Origin of the sequence: Chitinophaga filiformis, assembly GCF_021646545.1 — a bacterium.
Lineage (GTDB): Bacteria > Bacteroidota > Bacteroidia > Chitinophagales > Chitinophagaceae > Chitinophaga > Chitinophaga filiformis_A.
The window spans coordinates 71,971-94,799 of sequence record NZ_JAKIRP010000009.1 but is presented as its reverse complement, the minus strand read 5'-3'; the positions used below and the strand labels follow the sequence as shown (position 1 = coordinate 94,799).

Here is a 22,829-nt window from a genome sequence, read left to right as displayed (position 1 = left end):
GGATTAATTATAATTTAACTCTGGTTGCAAGCACAACTAATAAAGACAACAGAGATACTGCAATGGTGAAATTCCTTGTTTTTGCAACATCTGTAGACGCAATTTTAGCCTTGTTCGGCTCTACGTATATAACATCTCCCTGACGTAAATAGAAATAAGGAGAAGTAAACATTTTACTATCGTTGATATTAAATCGTATGAATTCTTTTTTGGCGCCTGCATCTCTTATGAGCAAAATGTTCTCTCTCTTTCCATAAATGGTGAGATCACCGGCCATACCAAGCGCATCGAGCAGCGTGACTTTTTCATTGGGCATGATATAAGAGGACGGTTTCGTCACCTCTCCCAATACGGTGATCTTGAAATTGACAAAGCGAACGTTTACGACAGGATCCTTATAGTATTCGGCAGCTTTGGCCCTGATCTCATCGCGTACCACGTCTGTGGTCTTTCCTTTTACAAATACTTTCCCTATGAGGGGCAGCACGACATTCCCGTCTTTGTCAACCAGGTATCCGCTGGTAGAGGAAGAGCCAGGCGCAGACGGTGAACTGCCTGTCCCTAGCGGATTTCCGTCTATAGGCCAGGTAGCAGTATTCTGCTGGTTCAGCATAGCTGTTGCAGATGGATCGAGTGTTTGTATACTTACCTGTAAAATATCATCGGGTTGTATGGGTGGTGTATAAAAGGTAGCCTGCTCGATGGCCGTCCTTCTTACGGAGTCAGGAATATCTTTGAAATAGGCTATATTCTTAGGACTGGAACAAGATGTAAAATAGAGAGACATAGCGCCTGCCATGAGCAGAAGCAGGTAAACTCCAGGTTTTGTAGTGCGACTCCGGCGATTAATGATCCTCATTATAAAATTAACTGTTTAAAAAAGGTCTACTTCCGGCATACCATCGGATATGCGGATGATTCATTTATTGATTGGTTACTATAGCTTTATTTTGTCCTTATCCAGTTGTTCGAATGCAGAATTCTTACTGATAAATTCAGGTACCAGTTGCTTCATGAGAACTACTGTAGGGGTGATGTAATGCTTCTGGGCAGAAGCGATTAACTTTTCGACGTGCTCATTCACTTCAACAAAATCATATTCACGAACGCGGGCTATCATGATCTTTTCATGATAAGTACTGAGTGTATTTTCTGCATTGTTCAACAGTTCTTCATATAGTTTTTCCCCCGGGCGTAATCCTGTAAACACTACCTGTACATCTTTACCAGGTTCTCTTCCGCTCATGCGGATCATCTTATTAGCCAGGTCTGCTATTTTCACCGGCTGTCCCATGTCAAACACAAATATCTCGCCACCTTGTCCCATTGCCCCTGCTTCCAGCACCAGCTGGCAAGCTTCAGGGATCGTCATAAAGTAACGGGTGATATCCGGATGTGTAACAGTCAGCGGACCTCCCTTTTCCAGTTGTTGTTTAAATCGCGGAATAACTGATCCGTTTGATCCTAATACGTTGCCAAACCTCGTTGTAATAAACCGCGTAGGCGGCATACTATACACAGGGCCCGACTTTTTATATTGGCGGTTAACATGGTTATTGTATGACTGTGTAAATATCTCGGCTATCCTCTTTGAAGCGCCCATGACGTTGGTAGGGTTCACGGCTTTATCTGTAGAGACCATCACAAACTTCTCCACACCAAATTCCACTGACAATTCTGCCAGCATCTTTGTGCCCATTACATTGTTCAGCACGGCCACAGAGGGATTCTTTTCCATCATAGGCACGTGTTTATAGGCAGCAGCGTGATACACGACAGAGGGCTCATATACTTCGAATAACTGCTGCATGCGAACACGGTCACAGATGTTGGCGATGTACGGCACTACTGGTGTATTAGGCGCCGCCTCTGCCATTTCCAGTTCTAGTTCATGTAAAGGTGATTCAGCTTTATCGCACATCACGACAACAGCGGGCTCCAGTTTTACGAGTTGTCTCACCAGCTCACTACCGATAGAACCGGCAGCGCCTGTAACGAGGATCGCTTTGCCTCTTGCTTCACGGCTGACCTGTTCGTTATTGATACTGATAACAGTTCTGTCGAGCAGGTCTTCAATCCTGATGTCCTGCAATTTCGCAGGGCTCCATTCAGCATTGATCCATTTATGTACGGGTAACACTTTTTGTACTTTAATGTTCAGCGCAATGCAGTTATCTACAAGGTCGTTGAGCACCTGTGCATCGGGTGCCTCTTCTGCCACGATGAGCAGCCTCACCTTTTCCTGTTTCATCAGTCTTTCAAGCGCAGCCCTGGAAGTGCCGAAGATGGGTAATCCGTCCAGTCGTTTACCCGCACGGGTGAGTTTGTCGTCCAGGAAACCGGTAACGCGTATACTACCGGTCTGATCTTCACTGATGGCCTTTCGCACCATCAGTCCGGAATGACCTGCGTTATAAATAACAGCCTTTGTTTTGTTGATGGCGCCATACCTGCTGTAATAGTGGAAAGCCCATTTTACAAAGAGTCTGTAAGATAACAGGAAGAAGGTATTGATGAAGAAATTGATAGTGATAACGGATAAGGGTATCATGTTTTCCGCTGTGTATGTAACAGCGGCAACATTGATATAGTAATAGATAACAGCACTGATAAGACTTACACATGATATGCGTCCTATATCAGCCATACTTGTATACCTCACAATGCCTGTGTAAGTACGAAACAATAACGACAATAATAAATTCACACTCACAACAACCAGTACAATATCCTGCATGGGGTATCGACCAAAGTCTTCGAGGTTAAAGTTAAGCCTGAGTAAAAAAGACAAGCTCATTGCAACAATCGAACACCCGAGGTCTAATAACAAAATCAGCCAGGATGGGGTAATCCATGATCTCTTAGTCATCGGTTTAATTAGATAAGGTTAAAACTGTATCAGTACTTTTTCAATAACTCGGAATCTCTTAAAACAGTGTCTTTATCAGCTTTTTATGTTTTAACCTGTGTGCAAAATAAATACATAATGTGAAATTTTGTCCAGTTTATAGATGAGTTTAACCACATGTTTTTATCTCTAATATTTATAATCCATCATATTAAAAACACATCGATTCATACAATTCTTCTATACAACTTGCCACCGGGCCTTAATCTACAGTATGGCTTTTCAATCTTTCGGAAATAACAATTACGCCTAATTTAACATTCCGTATTTCTACGTACCATTAACCGGCATCATCAAACGAATCACATATCACCAGAGGCACAACAATAACCGGACGACGTATGCCGTCTTACATAGGCCATTACCCTTAAGAATATGGTATTAGTGTGAAGCAATGAGTTTTCCATGGCATGCAAGTTAAAGTTGACTACTCGGTTATGTACTTTGCACTCTAAAGGCGTTATCAAGCAGACTTTAAAGTAGTGTTTACTATCAAGTGATTTGGTGAGACAGTTGAAACAAACACTATACCAAAAAGCAGCTATGCCAATTCTTTCTCAAGGCTACACTTGATAACAACTATTGACGAGCGTTTGTTTTGGGGATTTTAAAATCTTTAGCTCATCCGTTGTCTTTAAACAAAAAGGATTAACAAATAGAAAAATAAACAAATTCAAAATATTGCTTGTATAAACATTAGGGGCTATCCGAAAAAAAATTACCCGGAGCATAAAATGCACCGGGTAAAGTTTACTACAAAAAAATATATGTCTTAACGTTATTCCACAGTTAGTGTGCCGGTATAGCCACAGGTTTTGTTCTGATCGCTGGCATCGATTCCTCTGCCATGATCTGTTTGCGCTGTGGTTTATGCCATACATAACTTCTCTTCAGACAGGAGTAGCAGATATATCTGCGAATAGGGAATACACCTAACACATATTTAACGAAGAAACCACGGGGTACCCTGTCTTCAAGAACACCGTGTTTACATTTAGGGCAATCATGCAATTCAATACGCTCCAGATTGGAAGATGAGCCCTGTAGCAAAATGTAACTCATAGGTAATTAATTAGTCTGGTAAGGGATCGTAGTTTTGTTCACGAACTACTCTACAAAAGTACAAATAATATTATTATTGCATTAATTTAATTTTTACTTTGAGAAGTACTTTATATACATAAAGTTAGAAATCAGTTGCCATTGTCAATTATACTTTCCGGGGGAATCCCTCCTATTAGGGCGACAGCATTGGGGTATTTTTTAAAGGAATGAATATGAACATTTTAGGATACGGGAACAAGAAGCAGGCGTCTTTCGGTGCAAGGGCATAGGCGCCGATGCCTTGTATCCCTCGCATTGCAATCCCGAACTGAATGGCTTTAACAATTGAAAATCTCACACATCAAAATCACCCAGGCACATAGTTAATCTTTTCACCGGCGTCCGAAGTGCTACCTATCGGCTTTGAATGAGCTTACTAAAAGGGCTTTAAAAGTGCATTAAAAGGACATCAAAAGGGTATCTATATATCTATTCGATATTTAAGTGACCTTTAAATATCATTTTAGCGCCGATTATAATAGTTTATCGGTACCTTAGATAAACGAAACAGTAACCTTGTAATTAAGAACCTCAAAAAACCTTTTTATGGCCATTGTTAAAGACAATATCCTCCTGCAATTTGTACGGGGACCCCTCGGCAAACAACTCACGATCTATGAACGGAATGGGCAGATCATTATGGCGACGAAACGCGGCCCTTCAAGGAAAAAGCCTACCCAAAAGCAGTTAGAAGCAAGGGAGAGGATGACCATTGCTTCGGCACGAGCGCAGCGAATGATGGCCGATCCGGAGGTAAAAGCCTACTATGCGTCGCTGGCAGGACCAGGACAAAATGCCTATAATATGGCAGTCAAGGATGCTTACCGCAGTCCTGAGATCCAAAGTATCAGATTAGAAAAGGAGGAAGTGGTAGTGACTGCGAAAAATGAGTTCCGCGTAGCAGAAGTAGAGGTAAAGGTAGTAGACGCTGACGGTGTTGTTACTGAGAGTGGGCGGGCAGTTTTAGGCTGGAACGGCGTTGATTGGCATTATAAAGCCACAGCGCTGCCTGCAGGCGGTAAGGTCATTGTGGAAGCGGAAAATTTGCCAGGGAAGTATACGGTGAAGGAATTGCTGCTTACATAAAACGTCTTCACTGTTTACGAATGGCTTCTTTCTGGCCGGCGAGTGTTGCCTGCATATCTGGAATATTTTCCAATTTGCCAGCCAGTGAGCATTATTTGACATGTGTTGTACCCTGCTTAAAAGCGGGTAGGCGTAGCCTTGCGTTCACAATTCCGATTTCTTTGTTATTTTACCGTAATGAAAGGCTTGCAAATAGATACCAGCAGCAAAATTCCCGTTTACATGCAAATCGCGGATTCCATTATGGCAGCAGTCCGCGATGGCATTCTAACCCGTGATCAGCAGATTCCTTCCATTAATGAACTGAGCGAGCAATATTTGCTTTCGCGTGGCACGGTGGAGAAGGCTTACAAAGAACTGCGGGATAAAAAGGTGATTATATCAGTAAAAGGTAAGGGATATTTCATTAACCGGACGGACGTCGTCATCCCTCTTCGGATATTACTCATCTTCAACAAGATCAGTAACTATAAAAAGCAGGTCTACAATGCGTTTGTAAAGGCATTGGGAGATAATGTATTTGTCGATCTTCATATTCATCACCATAGTGTTCCTTTGTTCGAAAACCTTATCAACAATCATCTTGGTGACTATGACTATTACGTTATCATGCCACATTTTTACGAACAACCAGGAAAAGTACTGGAAATATTGCGGAAAATACCTGCGGAACAATTAATTCTGCTTGATAAAGATTTACAGGAACTAACGGGTAACTATGGTACGGTATACCAAAACTTTGAGAAGGATATATATGAAGCACTGCATGAAGCACTGCCTGCGCTAAAGAAGTATGACAATCTTGTTTTCGTGAATCCGGGCATTACCCCCTACCCGATGGAAATTGAAAAGGGATTCCGGTATTTCTGCCGTATGCAGGACTTCAACTTTTCAATCATCGAGGGGATAGAGATGAATACACCCGTTACCAAAGGCCAGGCATACGTTATCATAGAAGAAACAGATCTGGTTAATCTTGTCAAAATATGCAGGAACGAACAACTTATCATTGGAAAAGATGTAGGTATCGTATCCTATAATGAAACCCTGTTAAAGGAAATTCTACTGGATGGGATAACAGTTATTTCTACAGATCATGAGCAGATGGGCGTGGCTGCTGCACGAATGATCATTGAAAAGAAACAGGAGCGGATAAAGAATCCCTTTAAATTAATTTTAAGAAATTCTTTGTAACAAAGGCATCAGTGATTTTCCTTCCACTCCTCCCATAAACGATTATTTATTCATGCCATAGTTTTCAGATCGAATTAGAGAATTATCAATTGCGGGTTCCGCGGATTTGATGTGCAACAACTAACAGTAAATCAACACCTTAAAAAGTCCGCCAATTCTCTGAACTTTCCAAGCTGTAAAAAAAACAGTGAGCAAGGTATCCGCAACCGATTATTTGCATATATTTGCAACCGAACGGTTTCAATAACTAATTATTTGACCAATGAGAAGGGATGTTTTTCAGGCCATCGCAGATCCGACCAGGCGGGCAATTATATTATTGATCGCATCACAGGCGATGACACCCAACGCCATAGCAGAGCATTTTAACACCACCCGGCAAGCGGTGTCCAAGCATCTGCGCATATTGGCGGAATGCCAGCTGGTAACACAGGAGCAGTCTGGCAGGGAGATTTTTTATCAGCTTAATGGTGACAAAATGAAAGAGATCGACAAATGGCTCGACCAATTCAGAAAAATATGGGAGAGCCGTTTTAACGAGCTCGATAAAATATTATTAACGCTTAAAAACAATAAAAAATGAACGTCAACTTAGCCTTTGATTTTTCCGTTGATAAGGAAAACAAGACAATCACCGTAAAAAGGGAATTTGATGCAGAAGTAGCGCTGGTATGGGACGCCTATACCAAAAGCGAGCTTCTTGACCAGTGGTGGGCCCCAAAACCATGGAGAGCAAGGACCAAAACCATGGACTTCAGAGAAGGCGGATACTGGCACTATGCCATGGTCGGACCAGAAGGTGAAGAACACTGGGCACTGGCCAACTACAAAAAGATCCAGCCGCAAAAAGCATTTACCGGACTCGATGCCTTTGCAGATGCAGATGGTAATGTGAACCCTCAAATGCCACAGTCCAAATGGGAGGTTTCCTTTACTGATAAAGGACAAATCACCCTTGTGCAGATACACATTTCCTACGACGACCTGGCTCAACTGGAAACTACTATTCAGATGGGCTTCAAGGAAGGACTGGCAATGGCAATGGAAGGACTGGACGAATTATTGCCTTCATTAAAAAAATAGATTAAATTTAGATCACCTCACCACGTAAACACGAAAAACTATATTCAGGAAAACAGAACACTATGAAGAAAAAAATTCTATTTGTTGTCAGCCTGCTGTTCGGACTGATGTTCATTAATGCAGGCCTGAACAAGTTCCTCAATTACATGCCTCCTCCGAAAGATATGCCTGAAAATATGATGAAGGTAATGGGCGCTATCATGCAGATCACCTGGCTGATGCCGCTTGTCGGAATTGCAGAAATCGTGGGCGGCATACTCTTCATTTTTCCAAAAACCAGAGCGCTTGGTGCACTTATCATTTTGCCGGTAATGGTAGGGGTTATGCTGACCACTATTACCGTGGCGCCTTCAGGCTTAGCTATTGCGCTTCCGTTATTCCTGATAAACATCTGGGTGATCATAGAGAACAGGGAAAAATATCTCCCGATGATAAGATAAGAATAGCATACCATCATTGCTACAGAGCCATTCAAGACAAACAAAGTAGCTGGACAAAGGCATCTTCTGTTGAAGGTGCCTTTGTCATTCTAAAGCAGATGAGCTGTTTATCTTCCCTCAATAGCTATACCAGCTTCGTGGCGGTGTTCAACCTGTCTGCAACATCATCCCAGTTGATGATCTGCAGCATATTGTCTACGAAATCAGTTCTTTTATTTTTATACTTCAGATAATAGGCGTGTTCCCATACATCAACTACCAGCAATGGTATAACACCCCATTGGGTTAGTTTCTCGTGATTCTCACATTGCAGGATCGTGAGTTTGTCGCTATATGGCTGATAGCCCAGAATGCCCCAGCCGTTACCATCCACATCTTTGGATGTTTTAGAAAGGTAGCTCTTCAGCTTATCATAGCTACCAAAATCTTTCTCGATGCGTTTTAGAAGTTCGCCTTTCGGCTCTGTCTTCTTATTGGTCAGATTTGTCCAGAAAATCGTGTGAAGCACATGGGAAGAGAAATGATAAGATAATTTCTTCGTCCAGTAATCAACGGTTTCAAGGCTGTTATCGTCCAGGGCTTTCCTGATCTTTTGCAGATCAGTATTAGCCGCTTTTACAGCACCACCATGATGAAATGTATGATGAAGGTAGACAGTCTCCTCGTCCATGTATGGTTCCAGAAAATTCTTATTGTAGGGTAAGGGCAGATGCTGAAAATTTCCCGCTGCATCCGTTAGCTTGTCCAGTCCATTATTGTTGTAATTTTCTGCTAACACGGAATTGGCGGGTAGCAGCGCCGTTAAAGAGAGAATACCAGTCGCAGAAAGAAAATCCTTACGGTCCATTTATGTTGCTTTAGATGTTAATTAAATCAGCTCAGGAATGAATTTGATCAATAGTCCGATGGCAGCGGCCAGCACGATAATGAGCAGTTCAGACACTTTTTTAAAGTTGAGCAGGATGAGTATTGTTCCCAGTGCTATCACGACAGAAGTGATATCGGTAAACTGTCGTTTCGCAAGTACGAGTACCGCCCCCGAGATGGCGCCAATAGCCGCAGCCGTTACACCATCAATGAATGCCTTGATAGCGACATGTTTACCGTATTTTTTAAAGTAAGGCGCTGGTAATACTGTAAACAGATAACAGGGCAGAAAAGTTGCCAGCGCGGCCACACAGGCGCCGGGTAATCCTGCTACCAGGTAGCCTATGAAACCAACGGTGATTACTACCGGTCCAGGTGTGATCATAGCGACAGCCACCGCATCCAGGAACTGCTGTTCATTTAGCCATTGATATTCTTTTACGACACCGCCATACAAAAAGGGAACAATAGCCAGTCCGCTGCCAAAGACAAAAGCGCCGGCCTTCAGAAAGAACCAGCCTGTCTGTACCAGTTTCTCATCTGCCGACAATTGACCGGTTATTTGCAGGAGCACGGGAGCATACAACACTGACTGTGTTGTATTCAGCAAACGCGGACGGGTTCTCCACAACCAGACGGCGATGCCTCCCAGCAGGATCAGCCATATCAGTTCTTTTTCATAAATAAAGGTAGATATGGTCAAAACCCCGAAAATGCTCCACAGCAACCAATCCTTTCCCAGGCTTTTTTTTGTGAGTTTATAACTGCTGACAGCTATAATGCCTATAACCGCTGCTCCTATACCGTAAAACAGTGCCTGCATCCAGGGCAGCCCACCGAATTGCACATAAGCAATGCCCAGGCCTACCACCATTAAAAATGACGGCAGTACAAAGGCCAGCCCCACTAAAGTGGCCCCCAGGATCTTATAATCCACATACCCGATGTAAATGGCTAGCTGAGCGGCCAATGGCCCCGGTGCTAATTGCGCCAGCGCCAGGCCTTCTTTATAGTCCTCTTCCGTAATCCAACGGCGTTGCTCTACCAGATCGCGGTTCATATAACCCACCAGTGCTACCGGACCACCGAAGCCAATGGTCCCCAACTTTAAAAAATACTTTACCAGCCCTGCCAGGGTGTAGGATTGCTTTTCACTCATACAAGTAATTTATAAGCTACGCCGGATCTTATTGCGGCGCAGACTAATGCAATGCTACTGCCTGATGCAGGCAAAAAATAGAACGGAAATGATGTATTTGTATGGAAATTACTTTTTACCGTTTTTTTTCCTGTAATCGGAAGGATTTTTACCGGTGTGTTTTTTGAAGATGCGTGTGAAATGACTTTGATCTGAAAACCCGGTCAGATAGGCGATCTCCGTTAGTGAATAAGCGGACGACTGCATCAATGAAATGGCTTTCTCAATACGCTGTTTGCGGATGTATTCACCGAAGGACAGGTCTTCGAAGTACTTTGAGAACTCCCGTGAGAGATAGGACGGACTTATCTCCAGCCCTTTGGAAATCTCTTTCAGGCTTAAATTGGTATCAATATGGTCCTGTATGATCTCTTTCAGTTCCTTTGCCCAGGCAGGGATCTTCTTAGCGCCTGGTTTTTGTTTCAGGTACGTGTTGAACACATTCAGCAACAGATTTTCAAATGGCTGTTGCGTATGTTTTTCTTTTTGCAGATGCTTTGCCCAGCTATACAAACCGTCATATATGATCATACCCTTTTCCAGCAGGTCCTGATCGTCCGGATAGTTAAACGCAAGCCCGGCGGAAATGGCCCATAGTCCGGACGATTGTGCTGCCAGTTCATGATGATCTGTATCTGCGCCACGTACGATGACGGCAAGTGTATGTACAGCAGGATCTTCTATCTGATACTTCTGTATAAAGTAGTCGAAGGTGCAGTAGTCACCGTAATGGGTAAATTCAACTCCAGGTACGTCAAAAGGAGTTGCATCTAATTGTTTTGCCTTCTCTGTTACCTGGTCGAAAGGAACGTAGATGATCTCTGCGTCTTTATCGATGAATCTCTTAATCAGCCAGGGACAGGCAAGGCGATCGATCTTAGGTCGTTCACGTGTGATCCATTTCATGATGAGGACAAAATACGCTAAATACCTGGTTGTTAACATGGGATTAACGTATAAACCAAAAAGTATTTTGTTATTTTGTAAATTGTTGTGCAAGATGTGGTAAATACCTATACTGTTAACCGCATACCTCTTGTATCCGAATAACAACGCAATTAATCTGACTATACATCTTTTTATCAATCTGCAATAAGACAAGAGGTACTTCTGTCTGTTGTAGATTTTTTTATTTATAACCATTGATAATTATTTGCCATTAAGACGACAATGAAGCATTCCATGAGAAGATTCGTAGTGTATCTCTTAGCGCCGTTAGTCACAATGTTGCTAACGCTCATGAAAGTTCCTAATTTCTGTGCCAGGATTACATTAATATATCCTCAGATTACGACGTGGCTTGACTATTTTGTCATTCTGGCTACTGTTTTTATATACTATTACACCCTCTGGTCGCCGTTAAAGTTATTTGAGAAGCAAGCCAGGAAAAAGTGGGATATCATGAAAGAGCTGGCTATCAAATTCAACGAGGAATATGATTCTAACTTTGATTTCAGCTTCAGTGTAATGTTGATTAAGACCAGCATTTTTCATTGCCTCGAACCGGCAGAGGCAAACTCGCTGGATATGCAATTTGTGTGGAAAGGGCGACGTTTCTCTTTTTTCGGAAAAGTCCTTAAAGTCGTCTGGGATCATGGCAGTAATGGAATTCCGCCTAACTATCGAATGACTCTAAATCAGGGGATATGTGGTAAGGCCTTTCAGGAAGGAAAAGAAACTAACACTCATAATATCGTCGGTGTTACATTGTTAGCAGAACTATTGAAAGGACATAACTTTAAATTAAACGAAATGCAGAAAAAGAGCGTTCAGGGAATTGTTATTGTGGCCTCATGTCCATTGGTGATAAAAGATAAAGGCGTAGACAGACAACGAAAAGAAGTGATAGGCGTACTAAATGTGGAAAGCAGATCTTTTGATTCGGCACGATTACTTCTTGACGAGAATGCAAGAAAAATTTTTTTTCAGAAAATAACGAACGTTGCCAACATATACCTTAATTTACATTAACAGCATACAATCCAACCATCAATAAATCTAACTACAATTTTTAAAAGCAGGTCTTATGGATAGACAAGAATTAATTGAAAAATTAAAACAAGCTATGGATCCGGATGGCTTTTTTAGAGTACACAAAACATCTTCAGAAGATGAAACAGAGGAAGAACCTGATGAACATCTGAGCAAAGAAGAAAGATTGAACAGGGCTCTCGAAAAATTCGAAAATTCATTAGAGAACGTACCCAAAAGATACACGAAGGTTTATTTGCTTTGAGTACATCGTTTACCCTTCAATGATAATCTGCAAAATGCTTGAAATGGCGGGCAGTATTGCCTATGCCGGGTTAACGAATTCGAATAAGGAAGCCGATGTCATTGGAATACTACCCTTTGATGATAAAAAGGGCTGACCGAAAAACCGGTCAGCCCTTTTAACAGCTATAGAAGACAGGCGCTACTATACCCTCGCCGACCACGTAAACACAAGACTTGTTCCGTTTGCAGGCGCAGTGTCATAGTGCACAATAATACCTGATGCATCTGCCGTTACATAACTGATGCCTTTTGCATCTGCTGATGCAGCATTCACCTGGAAATAAGACGGAGCTGCTGCCAGTCCGGCAATACCATGCGGAATAGTAAACGTACTTGCCGTACCATTACCACTGGCGGTGAAGCTGCCCGTACGTATGCTTTGCATTGCTGCCGGTACTACCACAAAATACGCCAGGTCAAGACCGCCGCTGGCAGGAGTCACGTAGATCTGGCCTGTCATACCATCAGGAGCGCCGCTATGATCGACCACCAGGCTGATAGTCTGCCAGCTTGTTCCTACATTGGTTACTACTCGTGACGCACCAAAGCTTCCGGCAACATCCAGCCGCTGAAATGCGATCGTCACACTCTTTGTTGTATCAGGGCTTTTCACCTTAGCATACAATATCCACCTTGACTTCGGGAAGAATCTGTTAATGGAGAATGTATTGGAAACACTACCCAGTGGATTCCTGATAGCCAGCTGCACCGGAGTGCTTGTGCTGACATAGGCATTCACATCCAGCGCAGCATCTGTTTTGTAAGTAAGCGCAGGGTTATTGTAGAAAAGCTGGTTCACTGCCAGGTGGAACAATACGTTCTCACTCTGGAAAGGAATTTCAGGTGTACCCTGCAATACATGATCCGGCCAGTAACCTCCCAGCGGTTTATTTACAGAGTATTTAGCCAGATAGGTGATGTCGCGCGGCGCATCCAGTCCGTTGAAGGACTTGATGAACAGAATACTGTTGTTTACGCCCAGATCATTGATGAAATTCTCCTTGCTTTGTACACCGGCACGGATCGTGTTGCCATCACCGTTGATGGTTACACTGTTGCCATCGTCTACTTCGATCAGACCAAAATCAGAGTAGTTGGTGTTGATGGTGATGAAGTTATTACGACCATTGCCACCATTCTGACACTTAGGACCATTAGCTACACGGATCTGTGTACCTTCTATCAGGGCATATTCCTGATTTACCACGGCGCTGTTCAACGGACCTTCCGTATACATTTCACTGAACTCCACACTACGTGGTTCATACCTGATAGCAGAGGGAAAAGCCATTACTCTTACGGCCACTTTGTAAGACTGGCAGCCAAAGGTGTTGAAAACACTCTGTGCCAGGTTAGGCACGCTCAGTCCTACCCTTCTGCTAAGTGCAGTGATCAGGTGTTCTGCCGCCCATTCGTCACAGGCATACTCGATACAATTGGCGCCTGCAGGCACCAGGAACAGCTGCGGATTGGAAGTAGAGAAGCTGATAGCAGTACCACCGGAAGTTGCTGCCAGACTAACACTGGTAGTGGTAGCGTTTACAATGAAATACCGGGTACGTGGTGTAAGGCCGGTCACTGCGCCATCTGCAGGATCAAAGATCAGCGCTACCTGTTCACCGTTGGCGAATATAAGGCCGGTATTAGCACAGTTAAGGACAGTCGTACTACCAGTGCCGGGAGGCGATACCTGCAGCGGCTTCATGCCTGCTACCAGCTCGGATGTACCAACTACAATGCCGTAGTCCAGTCCGCGGATCTCCACAATGCTACCAAAGTTGATACGATAGGCGGGGCCGGCATAGAATATACCGCAATCGCCGTATCCGTCTACGTCATTACCTAAACGCTGAATACTGAGGTTATCAAAATAGTGGCCGGTATTTCTCGCAGTGCCACCTACCTGTCCGGGCAGGCAGATCGCTGCATTGCCCACTCTTTCGCCTCCCAGACCTATCCTGGTACGGCCATTGGCAGAACGTACGTCGGTACTTCTGTCCAGCTTCAGCTGGAAATTCGTGATCTGGATGTCGAGTGCCTCCACAAAATCTTCTTCCGTCTGGGATTTCCAGTAGAGGATGTCCTTCCCTGGTTTACCCCGCAAGCGGGTATTCATGTTGGCGCCTGACACATTGTAGATACCCGTAATGTTGATCGTGTCGGTGTAATACATGCCTTCGGGGAAGTACATGTTCTTCCGCACCTGAGTGGCTGGGTTAACGTCCGTCACACGACAAAAGTCGGCGCAGGCAGCAATAGCGGCCGTATCATCCGTACTGTCATCACCTTTAGCGCCGAACCATCTGACGTTGATGGTATCCGTGATAATTCTTTTCCATCTGCCTGTTACCAGGTTGGCCTGCTTGATAATGGTACCGCCATTATCCGTTTCCTGGGAGGTGCTGTCCCAGTAAAATTCTCCGCCGCCACCGTCGCTGGCAGCATAATAACCGAGGAGGGTTTCTGTAGCGGGAGGGGTAGTGCTGGGGTTCCCTCTCATCGCTGCAATTGATGCAAATGCCATGGTTACATTTTTTAGGGTTAACTGTGATATGGTTTCAGTACAAAGATCACTTCGCGTTACGCAAGGGACATGCGTAACGGGGTACTTATTAAAGTAGATTTTTGGGGTTACTATTTCGCAAGTTATCTCGGCATCGGTGTATTAATATCAATCCTTTTTTTCATCACTTTCTGCAGGCTTCTGGCAGAGTCAAGATGCGTGTACAGCAGTGGCAGACTATTGCTGGCAAAAGATTTCACTTCGGGATCTGTGGCATATTTAGCCGCCCTTCCGAAATCCTTAATGTCTTTGTTATAGTCATTCACTGTGATGTCCACATATGACCTGTCGAACTCAACGCCGCTCTTTTTAAGCAGATTTTCCTTCTGCTTCTGCTGTTGGTTCGATATATCCGTAGGAAGCGTCACATTTTTGGCGGCCGCCAGTTCCTTCAACTTAGCTTCCGCTTCCTTGTGATCGCGGGCGATCATTGCACCCAGATCTTTTACCCGCTGATTACCGGATCTATCCATGGCCATCTGACCCATCTGCGCTTCCAGCATTACCCCACTGGCTGTATTCACAAGGAAATTAGCATCATCCTTTGTCAATACAATAGCCGCTGAATCGTCCGGACGACTCTCCGTATCAATCCTTTTGGCATTTACTTCTTTAGCACTTTTTACACTATCGGGATTTCTGCTGTTGCAGCTGAGAAGGAAGGAAATAACTATAAGACCCGAATATAATTTGATGAAATTTTTCATGGTCTTTTTTCTGTAAACCGGCTCAAAATGCATGCCACAGCGCACCACCACTATCGCAGTCATTTATATTACAGAGCTATAAATATTATATACCGAAGGGATATGTTTCCGGCATCTTCTGATCATGTGGTTTCATGTGCAACGGATGCAGCGCCTGGGTCTCATCCAGGAATATCAAAGCATCGTAACGTTCAGGCAGTACAGAGGGCACATAATTGCCTCTTCTCTCCGCCCCCGGATGGTATACAACGCCAATGGCCCTATGACCAATACGTGTTGCAAATACCTCTTCGCGTTTATCACTGAAAAGCTTGTAACAGTTTGTGCCGTATTCATCATGCAAAACAGCTTCGATACTCTCGGCTCTCGCTTCAGGAACCACCATCTTCTGCATGGGCGCGCCCCATTCACTGCCAGCTATTACAGTTCCTTTATAACTGGCAAAACCAGCGAGATAGACATGCTCTTTGCCATACTCTTCTCTTGCCAGCTGCCCTATATTCACCATGCCTGCTCCAGTCATATCGGTTGCCCGTGCATCACCGATATGCGTATTATGTTCCCATATAATTCCCTTTGACAGGATACCATGAAACTCCAGCAAGCGCTCAAGCGTTTCCATCATGTGTCCGTCCCGTATATTCCAGCTCTCATTACTGAACCCGATCATGCTCCTGTAATATCTTTCCGCATTGACAGCTATCAGGGCATTCTGCTCTGTATTAAAACCCGCTTCCATGTCTCCATCCAGGAACTGCGCCTTTAACCTGACCTCCCGCAACATATTCAGCACTTCGTCTCTGCAGTTATGGTCCGCCAGTGAAGAACGGGCATACAGATGCTCATCTTCATTAAATGGCTCAAAGCATGCTATTGCCTTCTTCACTGATGCGGCAGTCTGTTGATCTTCTTTCTCCAGATAGTGCATGATAGTACTCATAGAATCCCATAAACTATACACATCCAGGCCATAAAAGCCTACTCTTCTTTCCAGGGGAAGCTTGCGGTTATATTCCTTCAGCCAATCGGCCAGCGCAGCTACTTCCCAATTCGCCCACATCCAGGTAGGCCAGCGGTCAAACGTCTGCAATATGCTGCTGATATCGGCACCTGCATCCTCATATCCTTTTACATACCGGTTAATGCGATAGCAGTCAGGCCAGTCGCCCTCAACGGCAATAAACCGGAATCCCTTTTCCTGTATCAGTCTTTTTGAAATGGCAGTACGCCAGGTATAGTATTCATGGGTACCATGCGATGCTTCCCCAAGCATTACAATACGTCTTTCATCAATGTCCTTCAACAATGGATCCAGGCTCTTCATATCTGTTAAAAGATGCATAACGCGGGTTTTAAAGCTGTCCTGAATTGACCTGCCACAATAATTATACCCTCCGGTCCACTTCGTTCTTATGATCTGCCTGGTGGAAGCAGGTATGGTAATTGTGACCTGCATAATATTGTTTCACTATAAAAATTTCGTTATGGCCATTGTAAAAGTTATTGAGATCATCGCATCTTCTGAAAAGAGTATAGAAGACGCTATTCAAAACGCAGTGACAGAAGCGTCAAAGACCATACACAATATAGACTCCGTGTTCGTAAAAGATATTAAGGTACATGTTCAGGACGGGAAAATCACCACTTATGGACTGATCTGTAAAGTATCTTTCAGAATTGATGAAAAAGTGAAGGAACACGAACACGCTTAAACGTTGAGAAAGCATTAGCGGCAGCCGGTAATGTACCGCTGCCGCTTAAATGTTATACACCCAAAGTTGTGCAGGAATCCGCTCCTGCAGGATAATATTTTTTGATCACCTTGGCCATGTGACTGGCATCTGTAAATCCTAATTCATAGGCGATCTCCTTCGCTGTCTGGTCGGAATGCTTAAGCCGGCTATGAGCAACATTTACTCTCGATTTCAGCACATATTCCTTCAGCGTCTCTCCCGTCTTCTTTTTGAAATATTCGCTTACATAAGTGGCCGACAAATGAAATTCGCTGGCAATTGCCTCTATGCGCAACTTCTCATTGTCGAACAAATTGAACTGTATGTACTGCAGGATATCACTGATCTGTTTTTCCGCAACCGGATGATCGTTTTTGAAGGTTTGTTCAAAATTGCGCCGGAGGATATTCAGCAACGCAAACATATGACCACGAATGATAGAGTCTGACTGCCCGCGTTTATTGGTATACTCCTCGTAAACACCTTTGATAAGGTGAACAAGCATATTTTTATCGGAAGCACTGTGTATAATATCTCCTGGTTGCCTGTTATAACTGCTCAATATGTAGTGCAGATTCTGGAACCATTCTGTATAATCCATCATCTGCATACTGTCCTTTTTAAAGAACAGACCGTTGAACCGGATAAAAATGAAAGTAGTCGGCTCCGCTATTTCAAACGAATGACAGTCATAAGGAGGCAACAGGAAGATGTTATCCTGCTGATATGGGATCAGACTGTGATTGATACATTGCTTCCCGCTACCGGCTTCTATATAAACAAGTTCAAAAAAGTTGTGCTTATGCGGACGCTGGTTCCATTCCTGTAATTCCTCCCGGGTAATGAAAAAAGGCTGAGCTGAATTTTCTACTCGCATTTTATACTGCTGATTTACTTTGAAGTCGTCAAAAATTTATCCTGAATCAGCCATCAAGTTAATGCAAAAACCAATGTCTTTATGTATCGTCCGGCAGGTATCAGAGAATGGTGAGCACAATCCTTCCCCGGGTATTCCCTGTTTCCTGCTGCTGATGGGCAATATCCATCTGGGAGAAATCAAAATGGTTTACATAAGGTCGGATAATTCCCTTTTCCAGCATGTCTGCCAACACTTCCATATCGGGTCCGCTCGACTCCACCAGGAAGAAAAACGCGTTTACACCACTTTCCTTCGCAGCTTCGGCAATCTCTGCAGGAACGCCAGAGGGAATACTGATAATCATTCCTCCTGGCTTCACCACCGCGATAGACCTCCTGATCAGTTCACCGCCAACGCCGTCAAATACCAGGTCAACATCTTTTACTACTTCCTCAAACAGCTGGCTCCTGTAATCCACATGCTCATCAGCGCCTAATCCGAGTACAAAGTCCTTGTTGGCTGCCGAAGATGTCCCTATTACATATGCACCCGCGTGTTTAGCCAGCTGTACCACAAAATGCCCCACTCCACCGGCGGCAGCATGCACCAGTACCCGCTGTCCCTTTTTCAGGCCGGCCTGCCGGAACAGTCCCTGGTAAGCAGTCAGCGCTGCCAGTGTCGTGGCTGCTGCCTGCTGGTGAGTAATATTGGACGGCTTTTTTGCCAGATGGGAAGCCGGAGCGGCTACATATTCTGCATAGGCCTTGCCATGACCAGGGAAGTTCACCATACCAAATACTTCATCCCCCACCGCAAACTCCGTCACATTGCTGCCTACGGCTGTTATCACGCCCGAAATATCCCAACCTAAGGTAAGCGGCATTTCATTTTTCATCCGCCCTGCCATACCTTTTCCAGCTCTTGTCTTTACGTCTACCGGATTGATGGCAATGGCATGCACCTTTATCAGTACTTCATTTTCTTTAATAAGGGGTTCAGGCAGCTCGATGTATTCCAATTTATCTGTTCCGCCAAATTCGTTGATGATAATCGTTTTCATTTCCTTTGTATTTATCTGTTTAATAGCAGGCTGCGTTATAATAAAGCGCCTGCACATCAAAATGTTTTTAATTACTGCCGGTGACAATCAAGTCGTCTGCCGGCTGTCTACTTACGTTGACACATCAAAATTGCGGTAAAGTATTCCCACGGAAGAGTATTTATTTGGGTAAGACCGGTATTTTTCAAGGTCGGGGTACAAGAAAGCAGGATTTAGCCATTCAGGACATATCGGCTTAAACACGAAGGTCGGGAACATGAGAAAGGGAGACTCTCCCCTCCAGAACATACCGGGTTAACACAAATGTGGGGCATGGGAAATGAAAATATACCTTCAAGGATATGTCAGTTTACAGACGAAAATAAATATGACGTTATAAAGACTAGTTAATACGCTTATTAAATCCTAAATCTACCAATTCAGTATAGGCGCTCCATACATCTTCCGGTATTTCCTGTGGTATCTGGAACCCTTTGCTGCTATATGTTCTTATCCGGTACAGATCACCTACGAGCGTATCGAGAAAGGTCTCATAGGAAATACTGCCACGGGCGAAATAGTCGGCCATTGATATTTGCGGAGATGTAACAGATATAGGCACTTCCTTAAAATGATTCCTGAAAGTGGCATAACTACGCCGTTCCATATAGGGCTTGTGTACAAGTATAAAGCTCGACGGATGAATGTTCCGTTCCTTTAATAATTGCATACTGAAAATGACATTTTCGCCGGTATTGGTCGACTTATTTTCCAGGATGATAGCAGACTCCGGCACTCCTCTTTTAATGGCTAATGCCGCAAATGTTTCGGCTTCACTTACTTTCCAGGTTTCCTGTGTCAGATATCCGAAACCGCCGGAAAACACGATCAGCGGAGCATATCCTTCCAGGAAAATATCCGCGGCCCTTTCAGCAACGCTGGTGTCATGACTTCCCAATACCAATATACAATCGGATGCTTTGATCTCCTGGTGGAGGCATAGATAATTCCATAATTTTTCAGCCAGCTGAAACGTTTTTTGGTCCTGCATAGATTTGTTGCAATTGAAAACTGAGTTCTGCGAATATTTGTGTTTATCTGGCAAGGTTTCATAGCAGCGCCCTGCGCATTTTGTAATAATACTAATTATGTCGTTTATATGCAAGCTTGTAAAAGTGAGTACATATATTAAGTTTTCAAAAAATGAGCAGCCTAAAAAACACTGATGACTGTCATGCGTTGGAACATTTTTAATGAAATACCTTTGAAATGAAAAACCAGTCCCCATGATATTGACAATAACAATGAACCCTGCACTCGACAAGAGCACTACAGTAGAAAAAATGTTCCCGGAGAAGAAACTACGTTGCGAACAACCGGTTACAGAAGCCGGCGGTGGCGGCATCAATGCCAGTAAAGCCATCAAAAAGCTAGGTGGAGAAAGCGTGGCGCTTTACCCCGCAGGCGGTGCTAACGGCGCCAGGCTACGGGAACTCCTGACAGCAGCAGACATTAAAAGTATTGTCGTTCCATTGAAAGCAGAAACGCGGGAGAACATCACCGTTACAGAGCTCAGTCATAACCAGCAGTTCCGGTTCGTAATGCCGGGTCCTGCACTGGATGAGGCTGACCTGCAAAGATGCCTGGCAGCAGTTGAAGCAGTACAACCGGTACCCAACATCGTGGTGGCCAGCGGCAGTCTGCCTCCCGGCGTACCGAACGATTTCCTTGCCCGCCTTGCTCATTTGTGCAAACGTACCGGCTCAAAGCTGATCGTAGACACGTCAGGAGAACCCTTACTACAGGCAGCCAGGAAAGGCATCTACCTGTTAAAACCCAATATGTCTGAACTTTGCAGCCTCGCGGGTAAAGAGTACCTGGAACTGGACGAAGTGACAGAAGAAGCCAGGAAGATCATTGACAAAGGCTATTGCGAAGTGCTGGTAATATCCATGGGGCCTGCAGGTGCATTACTCGTTACCAGAGAGCTGAGTGAAAGGATCAGCGCGCCAGCTGTAAAAAAGCGGACCGCCGTCGGTGCCGGCGACAGCATGGTGGGCGGCATGGCCTGGATGCTGGACAAGGGAGAGCCTTTACAGGCTGTGGCGAGATTTGGCGTAGCCTGTGGCACTGCCGCTACCATGAACACAGGCACACAATTATTCAAAAAAGAAGATGTATACCGGTTGTATGAATGGATTAACCGCTGAGACCAGGGCTGACCAGAAACAGTTGTTACGGCAACCATGATCATTTTTCGTCCCTCTCCGCTATGGTACATTTATGGCAAAAACTGTATGCGGAAAAAAGCCTGCCTGTTATTATTACTCTTAGTGCAGTATTTCACTGTTGCAGCCGGGCAACAAATGTACTGGCTACCCGCAGACTGTGCAGCAAACAGACAGACGCTTTTTAACTATTTCGCGCAGTCGGAGCTGCTCGGACTCGACCCACATGATTATGCCTATACGCTGGTGCAGCAACTGAACGCGGGTATCGCGCCTGCAGATTCCGCAGAAACAGACAAACAACTATCGCTGGCTGCTATTGCTTTCTTTACGGATGTGACATACGGCACCAAAGCTGCCAGAGTAGGATATGACGGATTGAAATACACACCCACTTGTTACGATATTTCCGCCCTCCTGCATCAGGCCCTTGCTGAAAATACTTTCGCACAACTGCTCAACAGACTGGAGCCAACGTGTCCGGAGTACCGATCCATCAAGCGCATGATCGCGATCTACACACAACGCTTACAAGATTCGGGATACCATCCTGTAAACGTTATCAGCAACGTAGTGGATAGTACCAACCATCCCCTGATAGATAAGCTGTATCAGCTCGGCTACCTTGATACTGTCAGCTACAACATCCAGGAGGATAGCTTAAGGATGAAGGTCAGGGCCGCACAGCGCCTGTTTGAATTCATGGAAGATGGCGCCCTGAGACGCGGAGTGATTGAAGAGCTGAATATTCCGCTTGAGAAAAGATTATCTGAGTTAAAACACGCGCTGAATACGTACCGCTGGCTGAATTGTATACGCCAGTATCAGTCAGTCATTGTAGTGAACATTCCGGCTGCAGGCCTTTATCTTTACCAGGGCGACAGTCTGCTCCTGTATTCCCGTACTATTGTAGGAAAGGAACGCACGCCTACTTCTCCCCTCACCAGCAGGATAGATGAGATCATCATGTATCCTTACTGGACGGTGCCCTACAATATTGCCACGAGAGAGTTGCTGCCAGGTATAAAGGGTAATCCGGTCGCATACCTGGATGCAGGTAATTACCAGGTCCTGGACAGATCGGGCAAAATACTGGACCCAACGACCATCGACTGGCAATCGCTCAGCAGGACCAATTTTCCTTATACTATCCGGCAGATGAATGGTTGTGACAATTCACTGGGTATAATCAAGCTGAATTTCTTCAATCCTTACAGCACTTATCTGCATGATACGCCAGGCAAAAGCTATTTTATGTTCAACAAACGGTATTTCAGTCATGGGTGTATCCGGGTGGAAGATGCAATCCCACTGGCGAAGCTGCTCCTGCCGGCCGAAGCGCAACGTATAGACAGCCTGGTAAAAATGGCCGCTGCGCCTCAGAAAGGGCCTGTTGTCATTCCCGTGAAGCAGAAAACACCAGTATTTATACTATATGAGGTTGCCTGGCCGGACCAGCGGGGCGATATCAGGTTCTACGACGACGTTTACAACAAATTCAGGTAATAGTTTATAGCGTTTATTCAAACATTAAGGCTTCGGT

The 22,829-nt window shown here is 44.5% G+C and carries 22 protein-coding genes; 10 read left to right on the top strand and 12 right to left on the bottom strand.

Translation table 11 applies throughout. The annotated features are described in order from the left end of the window. Nucleotides 1-7: 7 nt before the first annotated feature. From L3C95_RS20815 to L3C95_RS20805, 3 genes are all read right to left on the bottom strand, one after another. On the bottom strand, nucleotides 8-859 hold the full coding sequence (locus L3C95_RS20815) for a polysaccharide biosynthesis/export family protein (RefSeq protein ID WP_236390564.1): 852 nt from the start codon (nucleotides 857-859) through the stop codon (nucleotides 8-10). Nucleotides 860-937: 78 nt separating this feature from the next. Next, nucleotides 938-2,797, bottom strand: a complete 1,860-nt coding sequence (locus L3C95_RS20810; RefSeq protein WP_236390562.1) for a polysaccharide biosynthesis protein — start codon at nucleotides 2,795-2,797, stop codon at nucleotides 938-940. Between the two features lie 900 nt (nucleotides 2,798-3,697). After that, nucleotides 3,698-3,970, bottom strand: coding sequence for a hypothetical protein (locus L3C95_RS20805; RefSeq protein ID WP_236390561.1), 273 nt, complete (start codon nucleotides 3,968-3,970; stop codon nucleotides 3,698-3,700). 588 nt (nucleotides 3,971-4,558) lie between these two features. On the opposite strand from L3C95_RS20805, the gene L3C95_RS20800 reads away from it, so the two are divergent. From L3C95_RS20800 to L3C95_RS20780, 5 genes are all read left to right on the top strand, one after another. After that, entirely contained in the window at nucleotides 4,559-5,098 is a 540-nt protein-coding gene (locus tag L3C95_RS20800) for a hypothetical protein (RefSeq protein ID WP_236390560.1), read from the top strand. 222 nt (nucleotides 5,099-5,320) lie between these two features. Further along, the gene (locus tag L3C95_RS20795; protein ID WP_236390559.1) at nucleotides 5,321-6,292 is read left to right on the top strand and encodes a GntR family transcriptional regulator; all 972 of its coding nucleotides are present in this window, start codon (nucleotides 5,321-5,323) and stop codon (nucleotides 6,290-6,292) included. 262 nt (nucleotides 6,293-6,554) lie between these two features. Next, entirely contained in the window at nucleotides 6,555-6,875 is a 321-nt protein-coding gene (locus L3C95_RS20790; protein ID WP_236390558.1) for an ArsR/SmtB family transcription factor, read from the top strand. Beyond that, complete coding sequence (locus L3C95_RS20785) at nucleotides 6,872-7,375, top strand: SRPBCC domain-containing protein (RefSeq protein WP_236390557.1); 504 nt, start codon at nucleotides 6,872-6,874, stop codon at nucleotides 7,373-7,375. The genes L3C95_RS20790 and L3C95_RS20785 overlap by 4 nt, the downstream gene beginning before the upstream one ends. 62 nt (nucleotides 7,376-7,437) lie before the next feature. Continuing rightward, entirely contained in the window at nucleotides 7,438-7,815 is a 378-nt protein-coding gene (locus L3C95_RS20780; protein ID WP_236390556.1) for a DoxX family protein, read from the top strand. Between the two features lie 124 nt (nucleotides 7,816-7,939). Here the strand turns inward: L3C95_RS20780 and L3C95_RS20775 are convergent, their stop codons facing one another. The 3 genes from L3C95_RS20775 to L3C95_RS20765 all read right to left on the bottom strand — a co-directional run bounded on the left by L3C95_RS20775 (nucleotide 7,940) and on the right by L3C95_RS20765 (nucleotide 10,786). Further along, entirely contained in the window at nucleotides 7,940-8,662 is a 723-nt protein-coding gene (locus L3C95_RS20775; protein WP_236390554.1) for a superoxide dismutase, read from the bottom strand. A gap of 21 nt (nucleotides 8,663-8,683) precedes the next feature. After that, complete coding sequence (locus L3C95_RS20770) at nucleotides 8,684-9,841, bottom strand: chromate transporter (RefSeq protein ID WP_236390552.1); 1,158 nt, start codon at nucleotides 9,839-9,841, stop codon at nucleotides 8,684-8,686. A gap of 108 nt (nucleotides 9,842-9,949) precedes the next feature. Then, a complete protein-coding gene (locus L3C95_RS20765) occupies nucleotides 9,950-10,786 on the bottom strand; it encodes a chromate resistance protein ChrB domain-containing protein (RefSeq protein ID WP_236390550.1) in 837 nt (278 codons plus the stop codon). 495 nt (nucleotides 10,787-11,281) lie between these two features. Between L3C95_RS20765 and L3C95_RS20760 the strand changes: the two genes are divergently transcribed. Together L3C95_RS20760 and L3C95_RS20755 are read left to right on the top strand one after the other, a co-directional pair. Further along, nucleotides 11,282-11,851, top strand: a complete 570-nt coding sequence (locus L3C95_RS20760) for a hypothetical protein (protein ID WP_236390549.1) — start codon at nucleotides 11,282-11,284, stop codon at nucleotides 11,849-11,851. Between the two features lie 55 nt (nucleotides 11,852-11,906). Further along, nucleotides 11,907-12,116 carry a hypothetical protein gene (locus L3C95_RS20755; RefSeq protein ID WP_236390548.1) on the top strand — a complete coding sequence of 70 codons (210 nt, stop codon included), beginning with the start codon at nucleotides 11,907-11,909 and terminating at the stop codon, nucleotides 12,114-12,116. Nucleotides 12,117-12,299: 183 nt separating this feature from the next. On the opposite strand, the gene L3C95_RS20750 is transcribed toward L3C95_RS20755, so the two are convergent. The 3 genes from L3C95_RS20750 to L3C95_RS20740 all read right to left on the bottom strand — a co-directional run bounded on the left by L3C95_RS20750 (nucleotide 12,300) and on the right by L3C95_RS20740 (nucleotide 16,769). Next, complete coding sequence (locus tag L3C95_RS20750) at nucleotides 12,300-14,681, bottom strand: glycosyl hydrolase family 28-related protein (protein WP_236390547.1); 2,382 nt, start codon at nucleotides 14,679-14,681, stop codon at nucleotides 12,300-12,302. A gap of 122 nt (nucleotides 14,682-14,803) precedes the next feature. Further along, on the bottom strand, nucleotides 14,804-15,427 hold the full coding sequence (locus tag L3C95_RS20745; protein ID WP_236390546.1) for a DUF4142 domain-containing protein: 624 nt from the start codon (nucleotides 15,425-15,427) through the stop codon (nucleotides 14,804-14,806). 85 nt (nucleotides 15,428-15,512) lie between these two features. After that, the gene (locus tag L3C95_RS20740) at nucleotides 15,513-16,769 is read right to left on the bottom strand and encodes an erythromycin esterase family protein (RefSeq protein ID WP_236390545.1); all 1,257 of its coding nucleotides are present in this window, start codon (nucleotides 16,767-16,769) and stop codon (nucleotides 15,513-15,515) included. Nucleotides 16,770-16,911: 142 nt separating this feature from the next. Here L3C95_RS20740 and L3C95_RS20735 point away from each other — a divergent pair, with 142 nt between their 5' ends. Next, nucleotides 16,912-17,139 carry a dodecin family protein gene (locus L3C95_RS20735; protein ID WP_236390544.1) on the top strand — a complete coding sequence of 76 codons (228 nt, stop codon included), beginning with the start codon at nucleotides 16,912-16,914 and terminating at the stop codon, nucleotides 17,137-17,139. A 52-nt stretch (nucleotides 17,140-17,191) separates the two neighbouring features. Here the strand turns inward: L3C95_RS20735 and L3C95_RS20730 are convergent, their stop codons facing one another. From L3C95_RS20730 to L3C95_RS20720, 3 genes are all read right to left on the bottom strand, one after another. Beyond that, entirely contained in the window at nucleotides 17,192-18,037 is an 846-nt protein-coding gene (locus L3C95_RS20730; protein ID WP_236390543.1) for an AraC family transcriptional regulator, read from the bottom strand. Nucleotides 18,038-18,137: 100 nt separating this feature from the next. Beyond that, on the bottom strand, nucleotides 18,138-19,079 hold the full coding sequence (locus L3C95_RS20725) for an NADP-dependent oxidoreductase (protein WP_236390541.1): 942 nt from the start codon (nucleotides 19,077-19,079) through the stop codon (nucleotides 18,138-18,140). A gap of 382 nt (nucleotides 19,080-19,461) precedes the next feature. After that, nucleotides 19,462-20,109 (bottom strand): YdcF family protein, encoded by a 648-nt coding sequence (locus L3C95_RS20720; RefSeq protein WP_236390539.1) that lies wholly within the window; start codon nucleotides 20,107-20,109, stop codon nucleotides 19,462-19,464. A 235-nt stretch (nucleotides 20,110-20,344) separates the two neighbouring features. Here L3C95_RS20720 and L3C95_RS20715 point away from each other — a divergent pair, with 235 nt between their 5' ends. Continuing rightward, complete coding sequence (locus L3C95_RS20715; RefSeq protein WP_236390538.1) at nucleotides 20,345-21,268, top strand: 1-phosphofructokinase family hexose kinase; 924 nt, start codon at nucleotides 20,345-20,347, stop codon at nucleotides 21,266-21,268. An 87-nt stretch (nucleotides 21,269-21,355) separates the two neighbouring features. Next, entirely contained in the window at nucleotides 21,356-22,792 is a 1,437-nt protein-coding gene (locus L3C95_RS20710) for a murein L,D-transpeptidase (protein ID WP_236390537.1), read from the top strand. Nucleotides 22,793-22,829: the final 37 nt, after the last annotated feature.

Coding starts and splice junctions, on each gene's coding strand:
- L3C95_RS20740 (WP_236390545.1), bottom strand. CDS start 16,769: ATGCATCTTTTAACAGATATGAAGAGCCTGGATCCATTGTTGAAGGAC.
- L3C95_RS20780 (WP_236390556.1), top strand. CDS start 7,438: ATGAAGAAAAAAATTCTATTTGTTGTCAGCCTGCTGTTCGGACTGATG.
- L3C95_RS20795 (WP_236390559.1), top strand. CDS start 5,321: ATGCAAATCGCGGATTCCATTATGGCAGCAGTCCGCGATGGCATTCTA.
- L3C95_RS20715 (WP_236390538.1), top strand. CDS start 20,345: ATGATATTGACAATAACAATGAACCCTGCACTCGACAAGAGCACTACA.
- L3C95_RS20725 (WP_236390541.1), bottom strand. CDS start 19,079: ATGAAAACGATTATCATCAACGAATTTGGCGGAACAGATAAATTGGAA.
- L3C95_RS20720 (WP_236390539.1), bottom strand. CDS start 20,109: ATGCAGGACCAAAAAACGTTTCAGCTGGCTGAAAAATTATGGAATTAT.
- L3C95_RS20810 (WP_236390562.1), bottom strand. CDS start 2,797: ATGAGCTTGTCTTTTTTACTCAGGCTTAACTTTAACCTCGAAGACTTT.
- L3C95_RS20755 (WP_236390548.1), top strand. CDS start 11,907: ATGGATAGACAAGAATTAATTGAAAAATTAAAACAAGCTATGGATCCG.
- L3C95_RS20770 (WP_236390552.1), bottom strand. CDS start 9,841: ATGAGTGAAAAGCAATCCTACACCCTGGCAGGGCTGGTAAAGTATTTT.
- L3C95_RS20735 (WP_236390544.1), top strand. CDS start 16,912: ATGGCCATTGTAAAAGTTATTGAGATCATCGCATCTTCTGAAAAGAGT.
- L3C95_RS20750 (WP_236390547.1), bottom strand. CDS start 14,681: ATGGCATTTGCATCAATTGCAGCGATGAGAGGGAACCCCAGCACTACC.
- L3C95_RS20775 (WP_236390554.1), bottom strand. CDS start 8,662: ATGGACCGTAAGGATTTTCTTTCTGCGACTGGTATTCTCTCTTTAACG.
- L3C95_RS20790 (WP_236390558.1), top strand. CDS start 6,555: ATGAGAAGGGATGTTTTTCAGGCCATCGCAGATCCGACCAGGCGGGCA.
- L3C95_RS20730 (WP_236390543.1), bottom strand. CDS start 18,037: ATGCGAGTAGAAAATTCAGCTCAGCCTTTTTTCATTACCCGGGAGGAA.
- L3C95_RS20805 (WP_236390561.1), bottom strand. CDS start 3,970: ATGAGTTACATTTTGCTACAGGGCTCATCTTCCAATCTGGAGCGTATT.
- L3C95_RS20745 (WP_236390546.1), bottom strand. CDS start 15,427: ATGAAAAATTTCATCAAATTATATTCGGGTCTTATAGTTATTTCCTTC.
- L3C95_RS20800 (WP_236390560.1), top strand. CDS start 4,559: ATGGCCATTGTTAAAGACAATATCCTCCTGCAATTTGTACGGGGACCC.
- L3C95_RS20785 (WP_236390557.1), top strand. CDS start 6,872: ATGAACGTCAACTTAGCCTTTGATTTTTCCGTTGATAAGGAAAACAAG.
- L3C95_RS20760 (WP_236390549.1), top strand. CDS start 11,282: ATGAAAGAGCTGGCTATCAAATTCAACGAGGAATATGATTCTAACTTT.
- L3C95_RS20815 (WP_236390564.1), bottom strand. CDS start 859: ATGAGGATCATTAATCGCCGGAGTCGCACTACAAAACCTGGAGTTTAC.
- L3C95_RS20765 (WP_236390550.1), bottom strand. CDS start 10,786: ATGAAATGGATCACACGTGAACGACCTAAGATCGATCGCCTTGCCTGT.
- L3C95_RS20710 (WP_236390537.1), top strand. CDS start 21,356: ATGCGGAAAAAAGCCTGCCTGTTATTATTACTCTTAGTGCAGTATTTC.